This is a genomic window from Streptomyces sp. NBC_01314, from assembly GCF_041435215.1.
Lineage (GTDB): Bacteria > Actinomycetota > Actinomycetes > Streptomycetales > Streptomycetaceae > Streptomyces.
The window spans coordinates 1,910,112-1,934,300 of sequence record NZ_CP108394.1; the positions used below are offsets into that span (position 1 = coordinate 1,910,112).

Genomic DNA, 24,189 nt, shown 5'->3' on the forward strand with positions numbered 1-24,189 from the left:
GGAAATTGTTGACGGCGTTGATGCCGCCGATGTCTCAGACCGGCGTTTCAGATGACGCGGTCGGCTCTCAGGCTGCCGATGTCGGCCGTGCTGTACCCCAGCTCGGCCAGGACCGTCTCGGTGTGTTCGCCGACCGCGGGGACGGGATCCATACGCGGCGCGAGGCCCGCCAGGTCCGCAGGCGGCAGCAACGCCGGCACCGTGGCTCCGCCGGGTATCCGTACGTCTCGCCAGCGGTCCCGGCCGCTGAGCACCGGGTGCTCCAGGAACTCCGCCACGTCGTTCACTCCGGCGTTGGCGATCCCCGCCGCGTCCAGCAGTTTCATCACCTCGTCGCCGTCCAGCTCACCGAACCGCTCGGCCACGATGGCGTTCAGCTCCTCGCGGTGGGCGACGCGGGCGGAGCCGGTGGCGAAGCGTGGATCGGCGGCGAGCCCTGGCAGGCCGAGGAACCGGTCGCACAGGGCCGCCCATTCGCGCTCGTTCTGGATGGAGAACAGCACGTCCTTGCCGTCGGCAGTTGTGTGGGCGCCGTACGGGGCGATGGTGGCGTGCTGGGTGCCGAGGCGCGGGGGCTGGGCGCCGCCGAAGCGGGTGTAGTAGGCGGGTTGGTTCATCCACTCGGCCAGTGCCTCGAACAGCGAGACCTCCACGGCACGGGCGATGCCGGTGGTGGCGCGGGTGAGTAGTGCGGTGAGGATGCCGGAGTAGGCGTACATGCCTGCGGCGATGTCGGCGATCGAGACTCCGACACGGGCGGAGCCGTGCTCGTTGCCGGTGAGCGAGACGAGGCCGGTCTGGCACTGCACCAGCAGGTCGTACGCCTTGCGGTCGGCCCACGGGCCGCTGGAACCGTAGCCCGAGATGGAACACGGGATGAGAGAGGGAAATCGTTCGGCGAGCGCCTCGGCGCCCAGGCCCATGCGTGCGGCCGCACCGGGGGCAAGGTTCTGCACGAACACGTCCGAGTCTGCGAGGAGTTGTTCCAGGACGGCTCTTCCCGCGTCCGACTTGAGGTCGAGCGTGACGGACTCCTTGGACCGGTTGAGCCACACGAAGTAGCTGGACTCGCCGTGCACCGTTGTGTCGTAGCGGCGGGCGAAGTCGCCTCCGTCCGGCCGCTCCACCTTGATGACCCGGGCGCCGAGGTCGGCCAGCTGGCGGGTGGCGAAGGGGGCGGCCACCGCCTGTTCGAGGCTGACGACGGTGAGGCCGGCCAGCGGCAGCGCTTCGGTGGGCTCGGTCATGGGTGGCCTCCAGGGGGATGCGGGTCCCGAACCAGGGCTACCATCATGAATGCTCATGGTGATGTCAGTGAAATACCATTGCGTGATACCCCCATACGCACACCGGATGGCTGCGGAAAGAAGGCCCCCTCTTGGACGTCAAGCAGCTCAAGGCGATCGTCACGGTCGCCGAGGTGGGCAGCGTCACGCGTGCCGCGGCGCTGCTGCATCTGGTGCAGCCCGCGGTGACCCGGCAGATCCGCACCCTGGAACAGGAACTCGGCGTCGAACTCTTCGAGCGGACCGGGACGGGCATGCGGCCCACCGAGGCGGGCGCGATCATGGTCGACCGTGCCCGGCGGGCCCTCAACGAGCTGGAGCGGGCCCGCGCCGAGGTGCAGCCGGCTCCGGGCGAGGTGTCCGGCATCGTCACCGTCGGCCTGCTGGAGAGCACCAGCGACCTGCTTTCCGAGCCGCTGGTGACCGCCGTCGCCCGCAGTCATCCCGGCGTCGAACTTCGACTGATGACCGCCTACTCGGGGCACCTCCAGCAGTGGCTCGACGACGGCGACCTGGATCTGACCCTGCTCTACAACCTGGACAGCACGCCCTCGCTCAATGCCCACCCGCTGGTGCGCGAGCGTCTGTGGGCGGTCGCTCCGCCGTCGGCCGGCCTGCGCGCCGACCGTCCGGTGCCGTTCACGGAGGCGGCGGGGCATCCGCTCGTCATGCCCGCCTCGGGGCATGCGCTGCGCCGGCTGATCGACGCGGCGGCGGTGCGCGCCGGCTCCGCCCTGGACGTCGTCGTGCAGACCAACTCCATGCGGGTGCAGAAGCAGCTCGTCCGGGCGGGACACGGCTGGACCGTCCTGCCAGGCGTCGGCATCGCCGAGGATGTGACACAAGGCGTCCTGAGCGCCGCGCCGCTGAGCGAGCCCGACGTGTGGCGGTCGATCGTCCTCGGCACTCCGCGGTCCGGGCGCACCCCGCCCGCCGTGGAGGTCGTCGCGCGTGAGCTGGTCCGCAGGATCAACTCGGCGGTGGCCCAGGGCAGATGGCCGTCCGCCCAGATCCAGGGCACTGACGCTGCCGCCGAGGACGAGTGACGCGCAGCACCCCGAGAACACCATCGAAGGAACCTCCATGAACGACACGGCCCCCCGGTCGACCGCCATCGCCCGCGCCCAGGACGGCATCGCGCTGGCCTACCAGCGTCAGGGCTGCGGATATCCGCTCGTCCTCCTGGCCGGGCAGGCGAACAACCACCGCTGGTGGGACGCCGTACGCGGGGACTTCCACGCCAGGCACTCCACCATCACCCTCGACCTGCGCGGCACCGGCGACAGCGACAAGCCCCGAGGGCCCTACTCCACGCAGCAGTTCGCCGAGGATGTCATCGCCGTCCTTGATCACGCGGGCGTCGAGCGGGCCGACGTCTACGGCACCTCCATGGGTGGCCGCGTGGCCCAGTGGGTGGCCGCGCGCCACCCGGACCGTGTGCGGCGGCTCGTCCTGGGCTGCACCTCGCCCGGTGGTCCGCACGCCGTCGAGCGCGACAGGTCCGTACGACGGGCCCTGGCCCAGCCGGACCCGGAGGCCGCCCGGCAGGCGCTGACCGACCTGATGTACTCCCCCGCCTGGCGCGCCGCCCACCCCGGTCCCTACAGCACCCTCGGCGATCCCGGGATGCCCCCGCACGCCCGCCACGGCCATCTGGTCGCCAGCAACGGGCACGACGCCTGGGACACCCTCCCCCTCATCACCGCCCCCACCTTGATCCTGCACGGTGACCAGGACCGGCTCACTCCGCCGGAGAACCTCTCCCTGCTCGCTGCCCGCATCCCCGACGCCCGGACGCATCTGTTCCCCGGCGCCCGGCACGCCTACTTCGAGGAGTGCCGCACGGAGGCCGGTCCGCTCGTCGAGGCGTTCCTCAACGAAGGCGAACGGTCGTAGCCGAACCACGGGTCATCGGGGCCCACGGCTCCCTGCTATGCGAGCGAGGCATGCGGGTATCACGCCTTTCTATTGTCCAACCTCATCCATCAGCACCCATGATGTGTGGCACCTTGAGCCGACCGATCAGCGGAGTCGCTACGGATGAGCCAGACACATGCCCCCGCACCCTCCTGGCAGGAGGACGTGTTCACCGCGCTGAAGAAGCGCGGAGTCCAGCAGATCGCCTACGTCCCCGACTCCGGTCACTCCCACACCATCCGCGAGGCCCGACGCGACCCCGCCATCCACGACGTGGTGCTCACCACCGAGGAGGAGGGCGTCGCCGTCGTCGGCGGAGCGTGGCTCGGCGGTCAGCGGGCGGTGCTGCTGATGCAGAGCAGCGGCGTCGGCAACTGCGTCAACATGTTCTCCCTGCTGGAGATGGCCCGGTTCCCCTTCCTGACACTGGTGACGATGCGCGGCGAGTACGCCGAGTTCAACCCGTGGCAGGGCCCCATGGGCCGCACCACCCAGCAGGCCCTGGAACTCATGGGCATCACCGTCCTGCGGGCCGACGACCCCGAGGACGTCGCGGAGACCGTCGAGGCCGCCCTGGACTCGGTGTTCGAGGCCGGTGAGCGCGTCGCCGTGCTCCTCGGACAGAAGCTGATCGGCCGCAAGAAGTGGGAGCGCAACTGATGACCGCCACTCTTCCCCGCCTCGACCGGCGCCGCTTCGTCGCCGACCTGATCGGCCGCCTCCCCGAGGACGTCCTGATCGTCACCGGCCTCGGCTCTCCCAGCTACGACGTGTTCGCCGCCGGCGACCGCCCCGGCACCTTCTACCTCTGGGGCGCGATGGGCGCCGCCGCCCCGCTCGCCCTCGGCCTCGCCCTGGCCCGGCCGGACCGCCCGGTCGTCGCCGTCACCGGCGACGGAGAACACCTCATGGGCATCGGCGCCTTGGCCACCATCGGGGCCGTACTCCCTCCCAACCTGACGGTTGTGGTGCTGGACAACGCCCACTTCGGCGAGACCGGTATGCAGCCCAGCCACACCGGGCTCGGCACCGACCTCGTCACCGTCGCCCAGGGCTTCGGCATCCGCGACGCCGTGCGGATCACCGACGCCGACCGGACGGAAGACCTCGCCCTGCGTATCAAGGCGCGCGCGGCGACGACGTATGCACAGGTGCTGATCACCACCGACGAGCCGCCGCGCGCCCTGCCGCCCCGCGACGGCGTCGCCAACAAGAACTCCTTCCGCGCCGCACTCGGCCTGAGCACCTTCTAGCCAAGGACTCTCCATGCAGCGCTACGAGATGTTCATCGACGGGGAGAACCGGAAGCCCGGCGCGGGCGAATGGTTCCCCACCGACAACCCCTACCTGGGCACCCCATGGGCCGAGATAGCCAAGGGCACCGCGGAAGATGTCGACGACGCCGTCCGAGCCGCCCACCGCGCCCTGCACAGCGGCCCCTGGGCCGAGCTCACCGCCAGCGCCCGCGGCTCGCTGCTCCGGCGGCTCGGCGACACCATAGCCACGAACGCCCGCCGCCTCGCGGAGACCGAAGTCCGCGACAACGGCAAGCTGTTCACGGAAATGTACGGCCAACTGAACTACGTACCCCAGTGGTTCCACTACTACGGCGGGCTCGCCGACAAGATCGAGGGCACCGTCCCCCCGTTGGAAAAAAGGGCTACTTCGCCTACACGAAGAAGGAGCCCGTCGGGGTCGTCGCGGTCATCACACCGTGGAACTCCCCGTTGTTGCTGCTGGCCTGGAAGATCGCCCCGGCCCTGGCTGCCGGCTGCACGGTGGTGGTCAAACCGTCGGAGTTCACCTCCGCCTCCACCCTCGAACTGGTCCGGCTCCTCCACGAGGCGGGGCTGCCGCCCGGTGTGGTCAACGTCGTCACCGGCTTCGGCCAGGACGTCGGCGCCGCCCTCGTCGAACACCCCCTCGTCCGCAAGATCACGTTCACCGGCTCGGACGTCACCGGCCGCCACATCAACCAGGCCGCCGCGCGCGACTTCAAGCGCGTCAGCCTCGAACTCGGCGGCAAGTCGCCCAACATCGTCTTCGCCGACGCCGACCTGGACGCCGCTGTGAACGGCACGGTCTCCGGCATCTTCGCCGCCACCGGACAGACCTGTATCGCCGGCTCCCGGCTCCTGGTGCAGCAGAGCGTGCACGACGAGGTCGTGGGCCGCCTGGTCGACCTCGCGCGCACCGCCCGGATGGGCGACCCCATGGACGAGGCCACCCAGGTCGGACCCATCACCACCCCGGCCCAGTACGCCAAGGTCCTCGACTACATCGACATCGCGCAGCGCGAAGGCGCCCGGCTCGCCCTCGGCGGCAAGGCCGCGGACGGCGGAGGCTGGTTCGTCGAGCCGACCGTCTTCACCGGCGTAAGCAACAGCATGCGCATCGCCCAGGAGGAGGTCTTCGGTCCCGTCCTCGCCGTGATCCCCTTCCACGACGAGGACGAGGCCGTCACCCTCGCCAACGACAGCCGCTACGGCCTCGGCGCCGGCGTCTGGACCAGCGACATCGGCCGCGCCTTCCGCATGGCCGACCGCATCCGCTCCGGCACCGTCTGGGTCAACACCTACCGCGCGGTCAGCTACCTGATGCCCTTCGGTGGCTTCAAGGACTCCGGCATCGGCCGCGAGAACGGCATCGGCGCCATCACGGCGTACCTGGAGGACAAGAGCGTCTGGATCAACACCGGCGCGGCCACCGGCAACCCGTTCGTCCTGCGCTGAAAGGCCCCCAAGGACATCTCCCCGGCGACAAGAGCAACGGAGCTTCCCATGTCGCAGTCCAGCACCCCCGTCCCCGCACCGACCCGGGTCACCGCCAACGTCATACGCGGCTGTCTGGGCAACCTCGTCGAGTGGTACGACTGGTTCGTCTACGCCACATTCAGCGTCTACTTCGCATCCGTATTCTTCCCCAAGGGCAACCAGACGGCCCAACTCCTGTCCACAGCAGTCGTCTTCGCCGTCGGGTTTCTGATGCGCCCCCTCGGCGGCTGGCTGCTCGGCGCATACGCCGACCGGCACGGCCGCCGCCGGGCACTGACCCTGTCGGTCACACTCATGAGCATCGGCTCGCTGACCATCGCCTTCACCCCCTCCCACGACGCCATCGGCCTCTGGGCACCGGCCCTCCTGGTGCTGGCCAGGCTCACCCAAGGGCTTTCCGTCGGCGGCGAGTTCGGCTCCAGCGCCTCCTACCTCGCCGAGATCGCCCCGCCCGGCCGACGGGGCTTCTACTCCAGCTTCCAGTACGTGTCCATCGTGCTCGGCCAGCTCGCCGCGCTGCTCGTGATGATCGTGCTGCAGAACCTGCTGACCGAGCAGCAGTTGCAGAGCTGGGGCTGGCGCATCCCCTTCGTGATCGGCGCCGTCTCCGGTCTGGTCGTGATGTACCTGCGCCGCACCATGGAGGAGTCGCGGCACTTCCAGGAGGAACAGGCGAAAGCCGCCCTGCAGGATCCGGCCGTCAAGGAGCGCAAGGGGGTGCGGGCCCTGTTCGCCGAGTACCCACGCCAGCTGATCGCCGTCTTCGGACTGGCCATCGGCGGCACCGTCGCCTTCTACACCTACACCACATACCTTCAGAAGTACCTGGTGAACACTGCGGGCATCCCCAAGTCGACGGTGTCCGTCATCGGCTTCGCCGCCCTGTTCGTCTACATGCTGCTCCAGCCGGTGGCCGGCCATCTGTCCGACCGCGTCGGACGACGCCCGGTGATGTTCGTCTTCTCCGTCGGCGGCATGCTGCTCACCGTCCCGATCATGACCGTCCTCGGCCACACCGGTAATCCGTGGATCGCCTTCCTGCTGATGACGATCGCCCTCACCTTCGTGACCTGCTACTCGGCCCTGGCCGCCATCATCAAGGCGGAAATGTTCCCCACCAAGGTCCGGGCCCTGGGCGTCGGCCTCCCGCACGCCCTGGTCACCGCCACCTTCGGCGGGATGACGGAACCCATCGCGCTGGGCCTGAAGAACAGCGGCCACGAGACGGTCTTCTTCTGGTACGTCACCGGGTGCATCGCGCTGACCTTCGTGGCCACACTCCTCGTACGCGAGCCGTCCCGCACATCGCTTCTTGAGACCGCCGAAGCCCCCGCTTCCCGTCCGCTGCCAAAGACAGCACCGCTCACCTGATCACAGCCCAGCCGCACGCAAGACCTCAAGGACAGAAGGACGATGCAGCCCACCCCACCCCCGCTCAGCACCTACGTGGAGTCGTGGACTCCTGGGCCCATCGAGGAGCAGGACCCGCTGGGCGTCGGCCCGGCGGCGGCCCTGTCGGCCGTCCTGGACCTGCCCGCCCCCACCGTGAAGGCCGGCGACCCGCTGCCCCCGCTGTGGCAGTGGCTCTACTTCCTGCACTGGCCCGCCGGGCAGGAACTCGGCACCGACGGCCACCCGTCGAACGGCCGTTTCCTGCCGCCCCTGCCCCACCGGCAGCGCATGTGGGCCGGCGGCCGCTGCGAAATCACCGAGCCGCTCCGCCTCGGCGAACCCGCCGAACGCGTCAGCTCCCTCGCTTCCGTGACCGCCAAGCGGGGACGCACCGGGGAGATGCTGTTCGTCACCGAACGCCGCGAATTCCGCCAGCACGGGCGGACCTGCCTCGTGGAGGAGCAGGACATCGTCTACCGGTCCGGACGCAGCGCCGGACAACACCCGCCCGCCGTCGACCAGTCAGCCCACCCCCACGCGGACGAGCCGTGGCAGCTTGACCTGCGCCCTGACCCTGCCCTGCTCTTCCGCTTCAGCGCCCTCACCTCGAACGCCCACCGCATCCACTACGACGCCCCGTACTGCCGGGACGAGGAGGGCTATCCCGGACTCGTCGTCCACGGCCCCCTGCTGGCCCTGTTGATGCTGGAACTCGCCCGCCGTCACGCCCCCGACCGGCAGGTGCGCTCCCTGTCGTACCGGCTGCGTCGGCCGGTGTTCGCCGGCGAACACCTCGTGGCCTGCGGCACGCCCCACGGCGACCGCGCCGAACTGCGCGTTGCCACCCATCGGGAGGAACGGCACGCCGAGGCGGAGGTGACCTTCGCATGACCCCGGTCTTCTCCGCTCGCAGCCTCCTCTTCGTGCCGGGACACCGGCCCGACCGCTTCGACAAGGCTGCCTCCTCCGGCGCCGACGTGGTGATCATCGACCTTGAGGACGCGGTCGCCGCCGAGGAAAAGGACCGCGCCCGCGACAACGCCGCAGCCTGGCTCGCCCTGGGCAACCGCGCGATCGTACGGATCAACGCGCCCGGGACCCCGTGGTCCGAGGCCGACCTGCGCATGGCGGCCGACCACGGCTGCCCGGTCATGGTGCCCAAGGCGGAGGACTCCGCCGTACTGGCCGACCTTGCTGCCCGGACGGCCGGCCGATGCGACCTCGTCCCACTCGTCGAGACCGCACTCGGCGTGGAACGGGCGCGCGAGGTGTGCGCCGCGCCGGGCGTCGCCCGTGCCGCCTTCGGCAACGTCGACCTGGCCGCCCAGCTCGGCATCGCCCAGGACGATCACACGGCCCTGGCCTACGCACGCTCCCGACTGGTCGTCGCCTCGGCCGCGGCGGGCATCTCCCCACCCATCGACGGCGTCACCACCGCCGTACGGGACATGGACACGCTCTCCGCCGACATCGCCCACGCCCGACGGCTGGGCTTCACAGGCAAACTCTGCGTCCATCCGTACCAACTCCCCCGAGTGGCCGAGGGGTTCGCGCCCTCGGCCGAGGAAATGCGGTGGGCACGCACGGTCCTCGGCGCCGGGGACTCGGTCACCACGGTCGACGGGCAGATGGTCGACAAGCCGGTGCTGGAACGCGCACGACGCGTCCTGGCACAGGCCCACGGACCGCACGGACCGCACCCCGCAACCTGACAGGGCTGGTGCTCCGAGCGCGGGTGCGACGAAGTTCGACGCACGTGCCGGGCCGCGGCGGTGGAGTCGGTGTGGTCCACGTGTGCTTGCGCCGCCTCGCTCGTGAGGCTGAGTGTGGCCAGGTGGCCGGGACCGCATACTGCCCCTCGCGACGGGCGTGGTCCAAGGACGGGTTCCAGGCACCATCTTTGGGAGCCCGTCCTGAGGATCGGTGAGTTGCGCCGCCTCTCATTGTGAGACGAGATCGGACCTTCTCCGTATAAATGGCTTGCCCTTTAATGGTGCCCACTCCACGCCGGCGCCCCGGCCCATCGCCTCTCGGGAATTCCAGCATTCAGAGAACGTGATTTGGGCCAGAAGTCCAGAACGAGACCGCAAGCCAAGCAGTCTACGGCTGAGGCGCGCCGGCACTCTTCCCTGCCCGGAGGAATTCCATGAGCCATCCGTCGTCAACTCCACCCGACCTCGTTCCATCCCTTCCGGGGTCATCCAGCTCTCCACCGGAAGGGGGGTCGGCCACGGAAGGGTCGGGATATCGCAAAGCCCTGAAAAATCGTCAGATCCAGATGATCGCGATCGGTGGCGCCATCGGAACGGGTCTCTTCATGGGGGCCGGCGGACGCCTGAACCAGGCGGGTCCGTCCCTCATCCTCATCTACGCCGTCTGCGGGTTCTTCGCTTTCCTCATGCTTCGGGCGATGGGCGAACTGATTCTGCACCGTCCGTCATCCGGGTCGTTCGTCTCGTACGCCCGTGAGTTCTACGGCGAGAAGGCGGCGTACACCGCCGGCTGGCTGTACTGGCTCAACTGGGCGATGACCTCCATCGTGGATGTGACGGCGGCGGCTCTGTACATGAACTTCTTCAAGAAGTACTGGGAGCCGATCTCCTCGGTCCCTCAGTGGGTGTGGGCCCTGACCGCCCTGGTCGTGGTGCTGGCGCTGAACCTGTTGTCCGTCAAGGTGTTCGGTGAGATGGAGTTCTGGTTCGCCCTGATCAAGGTGCTGGCGCTGGTGGCCTTCCTGGTCGTCGGGACGCTGTTCGTGGTCTTCGGGACTCCCGTCGACGGCCACGAGGTCGGTTTCAGCATCATCGGTGACCACGGAGGGCTGGTTCCCAACGGAGTGCTGCAGGCGGTCGTCCTCGTCCAGGGTGTGATGTTCGCCTACGCAGGAATCGAACTCCTCGGCACGGCCGCGGGCGAGACCAAGGAGCCGGGAAAGATCATTCCGAGGGCGATCAACTCCGTCATTCTACGCATCGCGATCTTCTACGTCGGATCGGTCCTTCTGCTGACCCTGCTCCTGCCGTACACGGCCTATCAGGCCGGAACCAGCCCGTTCGTCACGTTCTTCGGCTCCATCGGAGTCAGCGGCGTCGATGCGATCATGAACCTGGTGGTTCTCACAGCCGCTTTGTCGTCGCTCAACGCGGGTCTCTATTCCACCGGCCGCATCCTGCACTCCATGGCCAAGAACGGTTCGGCGCCCCGCTACGCCGCACGCATGACCCCGTCAGGCGTGCCCTACGGCGGAATAGCGCTCACCGCCATCGTGACACTGGTGGGAGTCGCTTTGAATGCTGTCGTTCCATCCCAGGCATTCGAGATCGTCCTCAACATCGCCTCTCTGGGCATCCTGGCAAGCTGGGGAACGATCGTGCTCTGCCAGTTGAAGCTGTACCGAATGGCTGAACAGGGAAGGGTGGAACGGCCTAAGTTCCGGCTGTTCGGAGCCCCGTACACCTCGTATCTGACTCTTGCCTTCCTTGCCGCCGTGCTCGTACTCATCGGACTCGACTATCCGATCGGTACCTATACGATGTTCTCCCTCCTGCTCGTCATTCCCGCACTCGTCGGTGGGTGGTTTCTCTGCCGTGACCGCATCGCCCTGATAGCGAGTCAGAGGAGGGGGCACGACAGCCAGGGCGACTTCAAGTTCCCGGTAGGAGCGGGCTGTCGGTGATGCCCCAGATCCAGACGGCGTGTTCGGGTGCGTCCCGGATCGCTCGGGTGGTCTTGGCGATGTTGTCGGCTCCCAGCAGCCGCAGCCTGCCGATGGCCAGGTTCCGCAAAGTGGCCATCGCCCGCGGCGCGTTGCCGGTGTGGACGGTGGATGCATCCTCGGCGAACACCACATCTCTGACATGGTGGCTGGAATTTTCGATTCCCCAGTGCCCACGCACATATCCGCCCAGGTCAGCGGGGCTGGCCTGGTGGGTATCGAGGCTGGTGACGGCGTAGACCGTCTCCCGGGTCTGCCGCTTGCCGCTCTCCTGACGCCGCCGGTGGATGCGCAAGGCCAGCCGCGCTTTGGGGAAGGCGATCCCGCCCAGGTTCGCCGCGATGGCCATGGTCTTGACCGAGCGGGACTCCCTCCGCCCGTGCCCGGCCTGGGAGACGGTGTGGGCCACGGGCACCTGCCCCCACGGCAGGGCCCTGACCTGGGCCGACGCGGTCGGCTGATTTCCCTTGATCACCGCGATGTAGTGGGCTTTCTTCTCCTGCACCAGCCAGCGCACCTGGTCCTTGACGCTGTGCAGAGCGTCGAAGGTGACCACGGTGCCGGTCAGATCGAGCGGTTCCAGCAGCGGGCGGAAGGCGGCTGTCTCGTTGGTCTTGGCCCCCACCTCGCGCTGGGCCAGGGTGACGGTGGGGGCGTGGGTGACGGCGGACAGCAGGTGCCGGTGGCGCTGCTGGCGATGCGCGGAGCCGGACAGTGCCTTGCCGTCCACCGCGATCGCCGGCCGTGGCGCGAAGCCGGTGGCGCCGACGGCGGTGTGGTCGCGTTCGGCCAGGTAGGCGCCGATCGCGGCGTCCAGGGCATCGCCGTCGAGGGCGGCCAGGAGCCGGGTGAAGGTGGCATGGGACGGGGCGCGGCGACGTCCGGGCAGGTGGCGGCGGATACCGAGCAGCTCCAACACCGTGATGGTGGCGCGCTGTCCCCACTCGGTGATCTCGGTGATGGTCCGGGCGCCGGAGACGACTGCGCAGGCACAGATCAGCAGCAGGCCGACCAGGGGATACCACCGTCCGCGACGTGAACGCGGGTCGGGTACGCGCTGGAGGTAGGCGCGCAGGCGGCCGGTGTCGTGCTGGTAGAGGGGACCCAGTTTCGCCAGAACGGCAGGGACCGGGGAGGATGGAGCGGCAGGCACGGGACCTCGATGTGATCAGCTGGCGTAGACACCCTGATGATCACCGGTCTCGTGCCTGTGCTGTTGCCACGTCAACTCCCGCTGGGCGCGGACGATCTACGCGATCCCGGAACTTGCAACCGCCCTGCACGACAGCCGGGTCGCGCCCGTCGGCGTACCGGCCCAATCGGCGGGATTCGATTCCTCCGGTACGACCTGATTCCCTCGGTTCGTCGCCGCGGTGAGACCCATCACGGCGGTGGGCGGTTGTGTGCCTCGACCGGGGCACGCAACCGCCCTTCCCGTTCCGATCCCGACCGGCAGCGAGCAGGGACTCGGCGAGGCCCGGGGGCTGGTCGTCCCGTCGGCGAAGCCACCGACCGAACCACGAACGCCCAGCGCCGAAGGCGCCGCCACCCCATGTCCATACGGGCGCGGAACAACGCGTCTGCGCGCAGGCTCTCAGGACGACGCGAGAGCTGTCCGAGGCCGACGCGAAGGCCGAGCCGGTCATAATAGGTGCTCTTTCCGGCCGTCCGTCGTCACCGAGGCCCAATCGGAAACCCGCTGGCAGGCCACGCTCTGCCCAGTGCCCGAGTGCGGACTTCCGGACTGTTCACGAGGCGGAGGCTGCCGGGCCGGACCTTTTGTCCCGAGGGCTCCCGTCCGACAGGACGGCCCCGTCGACGGTGACGTCGACGGGGCCGTTGCGGTTCGTGCGGGGTCGGTCCTGTGGCGGCTGGACGTCGCGGCCAGCACGGCCGACGTCGTCTCGGGGCCTGAGCCGTCAGGCGCCGGCGTCCGCGCGTGACACGAGGTCCGCGATACGGGCCCACATCCGCGGCGGGTTGGAGTACATCGGGAAATGGGCGCAGTGCTCGATCTCGGCGAGCTCGACGCCGCCTTCGGCTAGGGCGGGGAGGTAGGACAGCGTGCTGTTCTGCTCCCCGTACATGAACATCTTCGGCGCGGGGAGTCCGAGGAACCGGTCGAGCAGCTTGCCGTGGTCGGAGAGGTCGACCATGGACTCGAAGATGGCCCTGACCGCTGCGGCCCGGACCTTGTGGGGAAGGCTCGACGCGTACAGGGCGCCGCCGTAGAAGCGGGAGCCGCCGACGCGTTCGGCGAACCGGGCCAGGAACTCGTCGGGGTCGTCCTGGGAGTGAGTGACGATCTGCCGGCTGAGGAAACAGTCCTCGGGTGCGACGTTGCCCTCGATGTTGGTGAAGCTCGCGACCCTGTCGGGGTCGCCGTCGGCGAGCATGAGTGCGGTCAGGCCGCCCATCGAGTGCCCGATGACATGGAACCGGTCGATCTGCCGGGCCCTCAGTACCTGTTCGGCGACGGAGACGAGGAAGGGGATGGAGACGGCGCCCAGGTTCGCGCAGCTGCTGGCGCCGCAGCCGGGCGCGTCGTAGGCCAGGACGGGCCGGTCGGCCAGCGCGGTCTGGTGGACGACATCCGCGTAGTCCTCCTTCGTCGAGCCGAAGCCGTGCAGGAAGACCAGGGGCGTGCCGGTCCCACCGCGGTGGAGGCCGGACACCTCGACGCGGGTCGCGCCGACGGTGAGGGGGAGCGTGAAGCGTTCGAGCTTCCTCACCGGGCTCATCGGACCTCCTCCAACTGTTGCGCGGCCGTCTCATGCACCGTGGATCCGAAGGCGGTCCGCAGTCGCTCGATCGCGGTGATCAGCGTGTCGTCGTCGACGGCGAAGCACACTCGGATGCGTCCAGGCGCGTTGAACGCCTCGCCGGGTACGACCGCGAGATGGACCGTGTCGAGGAGCCATGCGGCGAGGTCGGCGCTGCTGGTCCAGCCGCGGTCGCGGAGCAGTTCGCTGACGTCGGGGAAGGCGAACATGCCGCCGTCGGGCAGCGGGCAGTCGATGCCGTCGATCCCGTTCAGCGCCTCCACCAGCAGCGCGCGCCGGCGCCGGTAGTCGCGTGCGGCCTCGGCGGGGGTGCCGGTGTCGCCCAGCGCAGCGAGGGCGGCCCGCTGGTTGACCGTCGGGACATGGGTGATGGTGCGCGACACGTGCAGCCGCGCCGAGGCGACGATCTCCGGCGGCGCCGCGAGCCAGCCGACGCGCCAGCCGGTCATGGCGTGTTCCTTGGACACTCCGCTAACGACGACGGTACGTCCGCGCAGTTGAGGAGCCACTCGCAGGATCGACCGGTAGGTCCCGGTGTAGTCGAACGCCCGGTAGATGTCGTCGCTGATGACCCAGATGCCGTGCTGCTGCGCCCAGTCGGCGATCTCCCGCAGCCGGGCCTCGGGGTGGACGGCGCCGGTGGGATTGCCCGGGCTGGAGAGAATCACCGCCCGTGTGCGCGGGGTACGGCAGTGGTCGAGTGTCTCGGCCGAGAGCCGGAATGCCTCGTCGGTGGCGACCGGGACGGCGGCACCGCCGGCGGCGGTGACGACTTCGGCGTGCCCGGGCCAGCCGGGCGCGGCGACCAGAACCTCGTCACCGGCGTCGATCAGGGCCTGGGTGGCGAGGAAGAGGGCGTGCTTCGCGCCGAGGGCGATCTGTATGTCGTCCGCGCTCCAGGGGAGCCCGGTGTCACCGGCGACGGTGGTGGCTACGAGCGCACGCAGGGCCGGGTCGCCCTGGGCCGTCCCGTAGTGGTGGGTGGCGGGGTCGCGGACCGCGGCCACGGCGGCCTCCACCACCGCGGCGCTGCTGGCCGCCTGAGGCTCTCCGGCGGCAAGTGTGATGACGTCCGCGCCCCGGGCGCGCAGCGCTTCGGCCTGGGCGGCCACAGCGAAGATCGGGTTGTCCGTCATCGGTGTCGTCACCGCCCGGCAGCTTCGAAGTTGTTGTACAGGTCAAGGGTGCTGCGGCCCTCCCGCAACTGCTTCATCAGCTCATTCTCGTGGGCCACGCGCGCGTCGGCCCGGTCGAGGGTCCGCTCGGTGTCGGACGCCGGAAGCGCCACGACTCCGTCGACGTCGCCGACGACGAGGTCGCCGGTGTGGACCGTGACGCCACCGACCTTGACGGGTCGCCCGAGAACCCCACGGAAGTCCTTGCGGGTGCCGAGGATGGAGTTGTTGCGCGAGAAGACAGGGAAGCCGAGCGCCTCTGCCTCCGCCGCGTCGCGGACGCCGCCGTCGATGAGGAGGCCCGCGATCCCGCGCTGTTGGGCGGCCACCGTGAGGATCTCGCCCCAGTGGCCGAAGCGGGCGCCGCCGAGGTCGGCAACCAGGACCGACCCGGACGGGGCCTGCAGTACGGCGTGGTGCAGGGCGAGGTTGTCGCCGCCGGCGCCCTGCACGGTGAACGCCGGGCCGCACAGCCGGGCACCGGCCCACAGCGACCGGATCTCCGGGGACAGGGCCACGGAGAGTCCGGACGCCTCGGACAGAGTCGCGCTGGAGTGGCCGCGGGCGAGGTCGTGCGTGCTCACGAGAGGTCCTTCCGGGTCTGGTCGTTCGGGGTCTGGAGCGAGTGGTAGCCGTGCCGCGCACGCGCCTCGGCGAGCGAGGCACCACCGCGGACGGCCTCGACGATGGCGTCCTCAACGCGGTCGATACGGCGGGCGATGTCCGCGACCTCGTCCCAGCGGGCGGCCGGGACGGCCACGGCGCCGTCATCGTCGGCCACGAGGATGTCGCCGGGATGGATGAGGACACCGTCGACGGTGACGGCCGTCTGCACCGCGGCCCCCCGGACGCGGTCCTTGCCGGTGCGCATGAACCGGGAGACCGACCAGATCGGGTAGCCGGCGTCGGTCGCGATGGCGACGTCTCGGCAGGTGCCGTGGATGACGGTGCCCGCGATGCCGCGCGCGTGGGCGATCTGGCTCATGATGCCGCCCCACACCGTGCAGTCGGTGCGTCCGGCGTTGTCGATCAGGATCACCGCGCCCGCGGGGACGTCGTCGAGGAAGTCTCCCACCGTGCCGCCGGCCTCGTCGACCGGTTCGTAGGTCACGGTGAAGACCGGCCCGACCGTCCGCTGGCCCTGGCGCAGCGCGCCGATGCCGTGGAGGGATCCGGGGAGCCCGAGGGAGTCGAGGGCGTCGGAGACCGACGCGGTGGACAGGTCGGTGGCGAGGTTCGAGGTGGCGGTGGGGTCACTCATCGGACCGACTCCTTGTCTCCGGCGAGGCGGGCGTCGTGCATAGCCCGGGAGAGGGGCACGCCCGCGCGCACCTCGTCCGCGATGGCGCGTTCCCGGGCGACGATCCCGGTGGCGATCTCGGCCACTTCCTCGGCCCGGTCCCGCGGGACGACGACGAGACCGCTCTCGTCGGCGAGGACGACGTCGCCCTGCTCGACCGTGAGCCCGGCGACGGTGACCGGCTGGCCTAGGGAGCGCTGCTGCAGCCTGCCCCGCGCCGTGGCGGGTATCGACCCCCGCGAGAAAACGGGGAAGTCCAGTTCACGGGCCTCCGCCACGTCGCGGCACACACCGTCGGCGACGACGCCGCGCACACCACGAAGGGACGCGCCCAGGCTCAGGATGCCGCCCCAGCAGGACACGTCGGAGCGGCCCTGGTTGTCGACGACGATCACGCTCTGGTCGTCCGAGTTCTCGATGGCCGTGGTGGCGATGTGGGCTCCGGCCGGGCCTTCGGCGCGCGGTTCGAGGCCCACGGTGACGGCGAATCCCACCACTGCCGTGGGTCCCCACACCGGACGGACGCCACCGACTCCGGAGGGAAGCCCAAGCTGGTCGAGCGCGTCGCTGACCGCGGCGGAGTCGAGCGCCGCGAAGCGGTCCAGGAGAGATGAGTTGCTCATGTCTTCCACTTCAACAGCCACCACTGATATTGTGAAGGTCTGATTTCATCTCTCAGTAAGAGGCAAAGCGAATCGTGGTCGAGATCCGGCAGGCCCGCTATTTCGTCGCGGTCGCCGAGGAACTCCACTTCGGCCGCGCGGCGCAGCGGCTGCAGATGTCCCAGCCTCCGCTGTCCCAGGCGATCAAGCAGCTCGAACAGCAGCTCGGCTGCGAACTGCTGCACCGCACTCAGCGGTCGGTCGCCCTCAGTGCCGCCGGGGCCGTTTTCCTGGACCACTGCCGCGCACTGGTCCGACAGGCCGAGGAGGCGGAGATCGCCGCCCGTCAGGCCGCCACCGGACAGGGCGGGCGACTGACCCTGGGTGCGGTCACCTCGGCGTTCTCCTGGCCGTTGCCCCTTGTGTTGAAGCGGTTCCACGAGGCGCTGCCGGACGTCGAGATCCGCACCCGGGAGATCGACACCCACGAGGCAGGTCCGGGCCTCCTCGACCGGTCGCTCGACTGGGCGATCGTCCGCCAGACCGCCCCGGTGCGCGGCACCACGGCGACCTCGCTCTACGCCGACCGGTTCGTCGCCGCCCTGCCGGCCGGCCACCAGGCCGCCGACACCACTGACTCCCTCGATCTGGCCGACCTCGGCGCCGACACCTGGGTCTGGCTGCACCGGCACATCTCGCCCGACTACCACGACGCCATGGCCACCATGTGCCGGGCCGCCGGTTTCAGCCCTGTCCCCGCCCACTGGGCACGGTCGGTGACCTCACAGATCGCCATGGTCGAGTGCGGCCTCGGCGTCACCGTCGTACCCGCCGCGGCCTCCGCGTCCCACCCCGCCGTACACTTCAGACCCCTCCGCCACACGACGACGACCATCGAACTCACCGCCATGACCCGCTCCACCCCCGGCGCCCTGGCCGAACACCTCACCGCCATCGCGACCCGGCTGACCACAGCTCAGGCACCGCCATCGCACGACTGATTCCGGATGGCGCCCACCCCGGCCCTGGCAGGCGTTCACACGCCGGCCCACCAGCGACCCCACCGGCACTGAACCTGAAGGTGCGACGGACGTCCACTGCGAAGGGATGGGGTCTATCAGGAATTCATGACACTCGGGAGTGTCTAATCAACGGCGGATCTGCTGATCAAGGAGATGCGTCTGATGACGGAGACCGTCGTGGAGAATGAGCAGGCCGAGCAGGTGGTTCAGGCACCGACGAGTGCGGTGTCGGACGAGCAGCTCGTTGCGATGCTCGTTGACCGTGCCTGAAACGAGGGGCTGCAACTGACCGGCGAGGGGGGCTGTTGCAACAGCTCACGAAGCGAGTGCTCGAGTCCGCTCTGGAGGGCGAGATCACCGACCACGTCGGCTACGAGAAGCACGATCCGGCCGGGAAGAACAACGGCAACAGCCGCAACGGGACCCGGGCGAAGACCGTGCTGACCGATGTCGGCCCGGTGGAGGTGAGGGTGCCGCGCGATACCGCCGGCAGCTTCGAGCCGCAGATCGTCAAGAAGCGCCAACGGCGTCTGACCGGCGTCGACGAGATGGTGCTCTCCTTGTCCGCGAAGGGCCTCACTCACGGAGAGATCTCCGCTCATCTCGCCGAGGTCTACGGAGCGGAGGTGTCCAAACAGACCATCTCCACCATCACCGATAAGGTCATGGACGGCATGGCCGAATGGCAGAACCGGCCCCTCGACCGCGTCTACCCCGTCCTGTTCGTGGACGCCATCAACGTGAAGATCAGGGAAGGAAAGGTCGCGAACCGTCCGATCTACGTGGTGATGGCGGTGACCGTGGACGGCACCCGCGACATCCTCGGCATCTGGGCCGGCGACGGCGGCGAGGGCGCGAAGTACTGGCTGCACGTGTTCACGGAGCTGAAGAACCGCGGCCTGGACGACGTGCTCATGCTCGTCTGCGACGGGCTCAAGGGCCTTCCCGATGCGGTGGAGGCCGTCTGGCCCCGCACGATTGTCCAGACGTGCGTGGTTCACCTGCTGCGCAATTCGTTCCGTTACGCCGCCCGTCAGGACTGGGACAAGGTCGCAGGGGCGCTCAAGCCCGTCTACACCGCACCCAGCGAGGATGCGGCGACGGAGCGGTTCCTGGAGTTCCAGGAGTCCTGGGGAGGGAAGTATCCGGCGATCGTGAAGCTGTGGTCGGACGCCTGGGCCGAGTTCGTGCCCTTCCTCTCCTTCGACGTCGAGATACGCAAGGTCATCTGCAGCACGAACGCGATCGAGAGCGTTAACGCCCGCATCCGCAGGGCTGTCCGCGCCCGCGGGCACTTCCCCAACGAGGCCGCCGCTTTGAAGTGCATCTACATGGCGCTGATGAGCCTGGACCCGACCGGCAAGGGCCGCAAGCGGTGGACCATGCGCTGGAAGGCGCCCCTGAACGCCTTCCAGATCGCCTTCGAAGGCCGCCTCACCCCGAGCAACAACTGACCTTCAACAATCAAGATCAGCCGTTAAGTTGACACACCCTGACACTCCCTCCCACCGTGACGGGAGTGCGTCGACCGCACCGTGGTGCCGCGAGCGGTGAGCTTGCTACTCCGCGTAGTAGGTGGCGTCCTGCCGGTCGAGTGTCGTGCTGACCGGTTGGACGTAGAGCAGGTTGTTGTAGTGGCGGATGTAGCGGCCGGGAAAGTTGTACGACTCGAAGGAGATGCCGTCGGCGGAGTCGGCCAGGCCGGCGCGCTGCTGGAAGGAGGCGTCACCCGCGAAGGTGGTCGTGCCGTCGTTCTTCTCGACCCGGACCTCGAAGTTCTTGTGGCGCAGGTAGTAGCCGGGGAAGTTGGCCGACTCGAGGGAGACCGTGCCGATGCCGGCGAGGCCGGGGACGACGCGGAACTGGGAGTCGGCGAGGTTGGTGACGTTCGCCTGGGTCTTGGCCCTGAACCCTTCGTGCCGGATGTAGCGGTTGGGGAAGTTGTACGAGGAGAAGCGGACGGGGGTGACGCCGTCGGCCACAGGGATGCCGAAGTTGGGCGTGCCGTCGGCGTTCCAGTAGATCTTCTGGAAGCGGGTGCGGCGGTTGGGGTCGTTGAGCGGGTCGCCGGTGATGTCCTTGTAGTTGCGGTCGTGGTAGACGAGGATGTCGGACTTTCCGTCCTCGGAGACGGTGAAAGAGTTGTGGCCGGGGCCGTACTGGCCGGTGGCGTCGTTGCTCTTGAACACCGGCTCGGTGCTCTTGGTCCAGGACCCGGGATCCGTCAGGTCGGCGGTGGCGTTGGCGTTGGCGTTGGCGGTCAGCATGCCGAGGCAGTAGTTGGCGTCGGTGGCGCTGGCCGAGTAGGTGACGAAGACCTTGCCGTTCTTCTGCAGGACAGCAGGACCTTCGTTGACGTCGAACCCCTGCTTCTCCCAGGCGAACTCTGGGGTGGACAGCCGTACTTGCTCTCCGGTGATCGTCCAAGGGTTGGACATCCTCGCCAAGTAGATGCCGCCGGGGCCGGAGGGGTTGGACTGCGCCCAGACGAGGTAGCGGGTGCCGTTGTTGACGAAGGTCGTGTGGTCCAGGGACCAGGAGTCCCAGTTGGTGGTAATGCGGCCCTTCTCGGTCCAGGGGCCGGTCAGCGGGTTCGCGGCGCTGGACTCCAGCGCGTACATCCGGATCTTCCACTTGTCGCCTGCGGAGCCGGCGGAGAAGTAGACGTACCACTTGCCGTCGATGAAGTGGATCTCCGGGGCCCAGATGTGGGCGCCCATCTCACCGCTGGCGTGCTTGGTCCAGATGGTGGTCTCGGGGGCGGTGGCAAGGCCCTGGAGGGTGGTGGCCCGGCGCATCACGATCTTGTCGTACGCCGGTACCGTGGCGGTGAAGTAGTAGAAGCCGTCGGTGTGTTTGAAGACGTGCGGATCGGCGCGCTGGAGCGCGATCGGGTTGGTGAAGTTCGCGGCCGAGGAGGCAGGCGCGGCAGCGCGGGCGGGCGCACCGGTGGTGGCGAAGACGACCAGTGCGATGGCCCCCGCGGTCAGCGCGCGGCGGCTTATGGGGCGGGTCATGGGGGGGCGGTTCTCCTCTGGGGGTCAGGCGTGGAAGGGGGAAGACGGGGCGGCTGCCAGGGGGAAGCGGCAGCCGCCACTCGGGATTGCTCAGGCGACGGGCCTGAGCTGCCACTGCTGGCAGTCGTTGTTCAGCCAGGTCCACTGGCGTACGTCGGCGCCGTCGGTGGTGGAGCAGTTGGCGACGTCGGCGACCTTGCCGGTGGCCTCGTTGACGATCCGGACGTAGTCGCCGGTGGCTGTGTACACGAGCCGGAACTTCTGGCAGTTGTTGTTCAGCCAGGACCACTGCCGGATGTCGGCGCCGTCGGCGGAGCCGCAGTTCGCGATGTCCATGACCTTGCCGGTGGCGACGTTCACCAGCCTGCTGGTGTCGTTGCCCTGGTCCTCGACGCGCCACTTCTGGTTGGCGCCCGTATGGCAGGCCCACTGCTGGATGTTGGTGCCGTCAGCGGGGCCGCTGTTAGCGACGTCCAGGCACTTGCCGCTGTGGCGGTTCACCAGTTGGTAGGAGGTCGGGGTGAGTGCCGTCTCCCCGGAGGGGCCGGGCAGGGTGGTGCCGAGGGCGACCGGGGTGCCGAAGTTCGGGGTGCCGTCGGCGTTCCAGGTGAACTTCTGGGCCCGGGTGGTGCGGCCGTTGCCGCAGCCTCCGTTGGTGGTGTTGTTGGCGTGGTAGACGATCCAGTTCTCGGTGCCGTCGGGTGAGGTGAAGAACCCGTTGTGACCGGGTCCGTAGACGCCCGCCGCGTCGTCGCGCTGGAAGACGGGGGTCTGCTTCTTCGTCCAGGAGGAGGCGAGGAGCGGGTCGCTGCCGGTGAGCTCCAGCTGGCCCAGTTTGTAGTCCGGGGTGGAGCAGAAGCTCGCGGAGAAGGTGAGGAAGGTCCGGCCGTCGTGGTAGAGGGGTTCGGGACCCTCGTTGACCGGGGTGCGCGATCTCTCCCAGCTCAGGGTGGGGCTGGAGATGATGTCGAAGGTCTGGCTGCTGAGTGTGTACGGGTTGCTCATCGGCGCGATGACCAGGCTCTGCGTACTGCCGTTGATGAAGCCGCTGCCCACCAGGTACAGCTTGTCGTCGTGCTTGAGCACGCTGGCGTCGATGAGCCAGCCACCTGTCGACAGGTTGGAGCCGGTGAGCATGTTCTTGTACGTGTACGGACCCATGGGGTCCGTACCGGCGCTTTCCAGAACATGGGTGCGCTGGGAGTCGCAACAGGCGACTCCGGCTGGGCCGGCGGAGTAGTAGAGGTACCAGTGGCCGTCGAAGAAGTGCAGCTCCGGCGCCCAGATGTTGTTGTTGCGGGCCGGGTTGGTGTCACTCCAGACCTGGACGCTGGCGGCGGTGGAGAGACCGGCCAGCGTGGGCGACTTCCGTATGTTCAGGACGCCGGTGAAGGTCGTGGTGATCAGGTAGTAGTTGCCGTTGTAGTACTCCAGCCAGGGGTCGGCGCCCTTCTGCGACTTGACCGGGTTGGTGAACGGCCGGCCGTCGGCAGCGGCGGCGGGCTGTGTGGTGACCAGTGAAGCGAACAGGGCCAGCAGGGCTGCCCCGAGTACGAACCAGTGACGGGTGCGGAACACGGAAGGTCCCCTTCGGCAGCGCGTTCGAAAATTCGAACGTCGTGCGTAACATCGGACAGAGGTGGGCGGAGGGCCCGCGTACCCGGTCGACCGCGGTACGGCGGGCCCGCCCGGTGAGCCAGCTGAGTCAGTAGACGGCTTTGAAGGTGGCGTCCGCCCGGCCGGCCGCGGTCGAGATCTCGTCGAGCCGCAGCACGAAGGACGAGTGGCGGAGGTAGCGCGTCGGGAAGCGGGCCGAGCGGAACGACGACCAGGTTCCGTCGGCGAGGCCGGCGACACGGGTGAACGTGGCGTCGGTGGCGAAGCCCGACGTTCCGTCGTTGCGGACGACCTTGATCTCGAAGCTGTCCTGTCTCAGGTAGTAGCCGGGGAAGTTGACCGACTCGAACGACACTGCGTTCGGGTCGGACAGCCCGGGCCGCAGCCGCCACTGCGCGTCCTGGTAGGGGTCGAAGGGCATCTCGCTGATGCGACCGACGAAGTTCGCGTGCCGGACGTAGTGGCCGGGGAAGTTGTAGGACTTCAGCAGGTTCCAGCTCGTGCCGCCGTACCGGGCGAGGAGCCGGTCGCGGTCGGCCGCGGTGATCGGCTGGATGGTGTTGTGCTTCGCGTTCAGCGGTGCGGTGTAGGACTGTCGGCCCACCTTGGTCCATGTTCCCGACACCAGGTCGCCCTGCCACAGGTCGAACTTCGCGTTGGGGCAGAAGGTGTCACCCCACAGCGACCAGGTGGACGAGGTGAGGGACTTCACCAGCGTGGGGGCCTCGGTGCACCGGTTCTCGGCGACGCCCTCGGTGTACTTGGTGAAGCTGCCCGGTTCCACCGACGTCGACCGTGCGCCGGCCAGTCGGCCCGTCGCATTGCTCTTGTAGTAGAGGTAGTTGGCTCCGTCGACGTCGGTGACGACGTGGGAGTCGAGGATGTCGGAGCCCGTGTCGTAGAACACCACGGGGTCGGTGGCGGTGACGAAGTCGGTCGTGTAGGCGGCGGCGATCACCGAGTGCGAGGAGCCCTGCGGGACGGTGGTGAACGTGATGCCGTAGGCGCTGCGGACCGGGTCCCAGTGGACGGCCGGGGCCCAGCTGTAGGAGTTGGCGTTGGTGGCGTTGACCTTGAGCAGCCGGTCCGCCGACCAGTTCACCAGGTCCGGCGAGGTCCAGACGTGGATGTTCGGGTTGGGCTGCGTGAAGCTGCCGCCGACGGCGATGTCGGTCGCGAGCGCGACCCAGCTGCCGTCCCGCAGCCGGTACAGGAACGGGTCGCGGATACCCTTGGTGCCCGCGGTCGGGGTGAGTATCGCGTTGTTGTCGTTGAGCGGCGTCCACTCCCGGCCGTCGTCGCTGACGGCGAGATGCAGGGCGTTGACGTTGCCCGCTCCGCTGATCGACTCCTTGAAGTAGCCCATCACGTAGGCGGAATCGGCATCCGCCGCTTCGGCCGTCTGCGCGGGTGCGACCACACCCGCGACGATCGCGATCAGGGCGACCAGGAACGCCCATCTTCGGATCAATCGTGCCAACATGCTCTCCCTCTTCCTCTCGGTGAGAGGCCGGGCGGGTGGCACACGCCACCCGCCCGGCTACGACGGACCTCGGTGATAAAGACGGCACCGAGGGGAACGACCTGCC

The 24,189-nt window shown here is 68.8% G+C and carries 19 protein-coding genes and 2 pseudogenes; 11 read left to right on the forward strand and 10 right to left on the reverse strand.

Annotation, left to right across the window (positions count from 1 at the left end; genetic code table 11):
• Positions 1 to 47 precede the first annotated feature (47 nt).
• Positions 48 to 1,247: a CaiB/BaiF CoA transferase family protein gene (locus tag OG622_RS08470; protein WP_371574497.1), complete on the reverse strand. Its 1,200-nt coding sequence runs from the start codon at positions 1,245 to 1,247 to the stop codon at positions 48 to 50.
• Positions 1,248 to 1,378: 131 nt separating this feature from the next.
• Between OG622_RS08470 and OG622_RS08475 the strand changes: the two genes are divergently transcribed.
• The 9 genes and pseudogenes from OG622_RS08475 to OG622_RS08515 all read left to right on the forward strand — a co-directional run bounded on the left by OG622_RS08475 (position 1,379) and on the right by OG622_RS08515 (position 11,045).
• Positions 1,379 to 2,332, forward strand: coding sequence for a LysR family transcriptional regulator (locus OG622_RS08475; RefSeq protein ID WP_371574498.1), 954 nt, complete (start codon positions 1,379 to 1,381; stop codon positions 2,330 to 2,332).
• A 37-nt stretch (positions 2,333 to 2,369) separates the two neighbouring features.
• Positions 2,370 to 3,182, forward strand: a complete 813-nt coding sequence (locus tag OG622_RS08480; protein WP_371574500.1) for an alpha/beta fold hydrolase — start codon at positions 2,370 to 2,372, stop codon at positions 3,180 to 3,182.
• Between the two features lie 144 nt (positions 3,183 to 3,326).
• On the forward strand, positions 3,327 to 3,863 hold the full coding sequence (locus OG622_RS08485; protein ID WP_371574502.1) for a phosphonopyruvate decarboxylase: 537 nt from the start codon (positions 3,327 to 3,329) through the stop codon (positions 3,861 to 3,863).
• Positions 3,863 to 4,456 carry a thiamine pyrophosphate-dependent enzyme gene (locus OG622_RS08490; protein ID WP_371574504.1) on the forward strand — a complete coding sequence of 198 codons (594 nt, stop codon included), beginning with the start codon at positions 3,863 to 3,865 and terminating at the stop codon, positions 4,454 to 4,456. The genes OG622_RS08485 and OG622_RS08490 overlap by 1 nt, the downstream gene beginning before the upstream one ends.
• A 28-nt stretch (positions 4,457 to 4,484) precedes the next feature.
• Positions 4,485 to 5,935 (forward strand): annotated as a pseudogene (locus tag OG622_RS08495) (aldehyde dehydrogenase).
• A gap of 48 nt (positions 5,936 to 5,983) precedes the next feature.
• Complete coding sequence (locus OG622_RS08500) at positions 5,984 to 7,348, forward strand: MFS transporter (protein WP_371574505.1); 1,365 nt, start codon at positions 5,984 to 5,986, stop codon at positions 7,346 to 7,348.
• 42 nt (positions 7,349 to 7,390) lie between these two features.
• Entirely contained in the window at positions 7,391 to 8,260 is an 870-nt protein-coding gene (locus OG622_RS08505; RefSeq protein WP_371574507.1) for a hypothetical protein, read from the forward strand.
• Positions 8,257 to 9,081, forward strand: coding sequence for a CoA ester lyase (locus OG622_RS08510; protein WP_371574508.1), 825 nt, complete (start codon positions 8,257 to 8,259; stop codon positions 9,079 to 9,081). The genes OG622_RS08505 and OG622_RS08510 overlap by 4 nt, the downstream gene beginning before the upstream one ends.
• 434 nt (positions 9,082 to 9,515) lie before the next feature.
• Positions 9,516 to 11,045, forward strand: coding sequence for an amino acid permease (locus tag OG622_RS08515; protein ID WP_371574510.1), 1,530 nt, complete (start codon positions 9,516 to 9,518; stop codon positions 11,043 to 11,045).
• On the opposite strand, the gene OG622_RS08520 is transcribed toward OG622_RS08515, so the two are convergent.
• From OG622_RS08520 to OG622_RS08545, 6 genes are all read right to left on the reverse strand, one after another.
• On the reverse strand, positions 11,014 to 12,237 hold the full coding sequence (locus OG622_RS08520) for an ISAs1 family transposase (protein ID WP_371574511.1): 1,224 nt from the start codon (positions 12,235 to 12,237) through the stop codon (positions 11,014 to 11,016). The genes OG622_RS08515 and OG622_RS08520 overlap by 32 nt on opposite strands.
• A gap of 766 nt (positions 12,238 to 13,003) precedes the next feature.
• Positions 13,004 to 13,825, reverse strand: coding sequence for an alpha/beta fold hydrolase (locus OG622_RS08525; RefSeq protein WP_371574513.1), 822 nt, complete (start codon positions 13,823 to 13,825; stop codon positions 13,004 to 13,006).
• On the reverse strand, positions 13,822 to 15,003 hold the full coding sequence (locus tag OG622_RS08530) for an aminotransferase class I/II-fold pyridoxal phosphate-dependent enzyme (protein ID WP_371574514.1): 1,182 nt from the start codon (positions 15,001 to 15,003) through the stop codon (positions 13,822 to 13,824). Before OG622_RS08530 ends, OG622_RS08525 begins: the two co-directional genes overlap by 4 nt.
• 8 nt (positions 15,004 to 15,011) lie before the next feature.
• A complete protein-coding gene (locus OG622_RS08535) occupies positions 15,012 to 15,626 on the reverse strand; it encodes an RraA family protein (protein WP_371574516.1) in 615 nt (204 codons plus the stop codon).
• The gene (locus OG622_RS08540; protein WP_371574518.1) at positions 15,623 to 16,303 is read right to left on the reverse strand and encodes an RraA family protein; all 681 of its coding nucleotides are present in this window, start codon (positions 16,301 to 16,303) and stop codon (positions 15,623 to 15,625) included. Before OG622_RS08540 ends, OG622_RS08535 begins: the two co-directional genes overlap by 4 nt.
• A complete protein-coding gene (locus OG622_RS08545) occupies positions 16,300 to 16,965 on the reverse strand; it encodes an RraA family protein (protein WP_371574520.1) in 666 nt (221 codons plus the stop codon). The genes OG622_RS08540 and OG622_RS08545 overlap by 4 nt, the downstream gene beginning before the upstream one ends.
• Positions 16,966 to 17,039: 74 nt before the next feature.
• On the opposite strand from OG622_RS08545, the gene OG622_RS08550 reads away from it, so the two are divergent.
• A complete protein-coding gene (locus OG622_RS08550) occupies positions 17,040 to 17,945 on the forward strand; it encodes a LysR substrate-binding domain-containing protein (RefSeq protein ID WP_371574521.1) in 906 nt (301 codons plus the stop codon).
• A gap of 294 nt (positions 17,946 to 18,239) precedes the next feature.
• Positions 18,240 to 19,420 (forward strand): annotated as a pseudogene (locus OG622_RS08555) (IS256 family transposase); the annotation flags it as partial.
• A 105-nt stretch (positions 19,421 to 19,525) separates the two neighbouring features.
• Here OG622_RS08555 and OG622_RS08560 read toward each other — a convergent pair.
• From OG622_RS08560 to OG622_RS08570, 3 genes are all read right to left on the reverse strand, one after another.
• Entirely contained in the window at positions 19,526 to 20,983 is a 1,458-nt protein-coding gene (locus OG622_RS08560; RefSeq protein ID WP_371574523.1) for a family 43 glycosylhydrolase, read from the reverse strand.
• Positions 20,984 to 21,073: 90 nt separating this feature from the next.
• Positions 21,074 to 22,561, reverse strand: a complete 1,488-nt coding sequence (locus OG622_RS08565; RefSeq protein WP_371574525.1) for a family 43 glycosylhydrolase — start codon at positions 22,559 to 22,561, stop codon at positions 21,074 to 21,076.
• 127 nt (positions 22,562 to 22,688) lie between these two features.
• Positions 22,689 to 24,083: an AbfB domain-containing protein gene (locus OG622_RS08570; protein ID WP_371574527.1), complete on the reverse strand. Its 1,395-nt coding sequence runs from the start codon at positions 24,081 to 24,083 to the stop codon at positions 22,689 to 22,691.
• Positions 24,084 to 24,189: the final 106 nt, after the last annotated feature.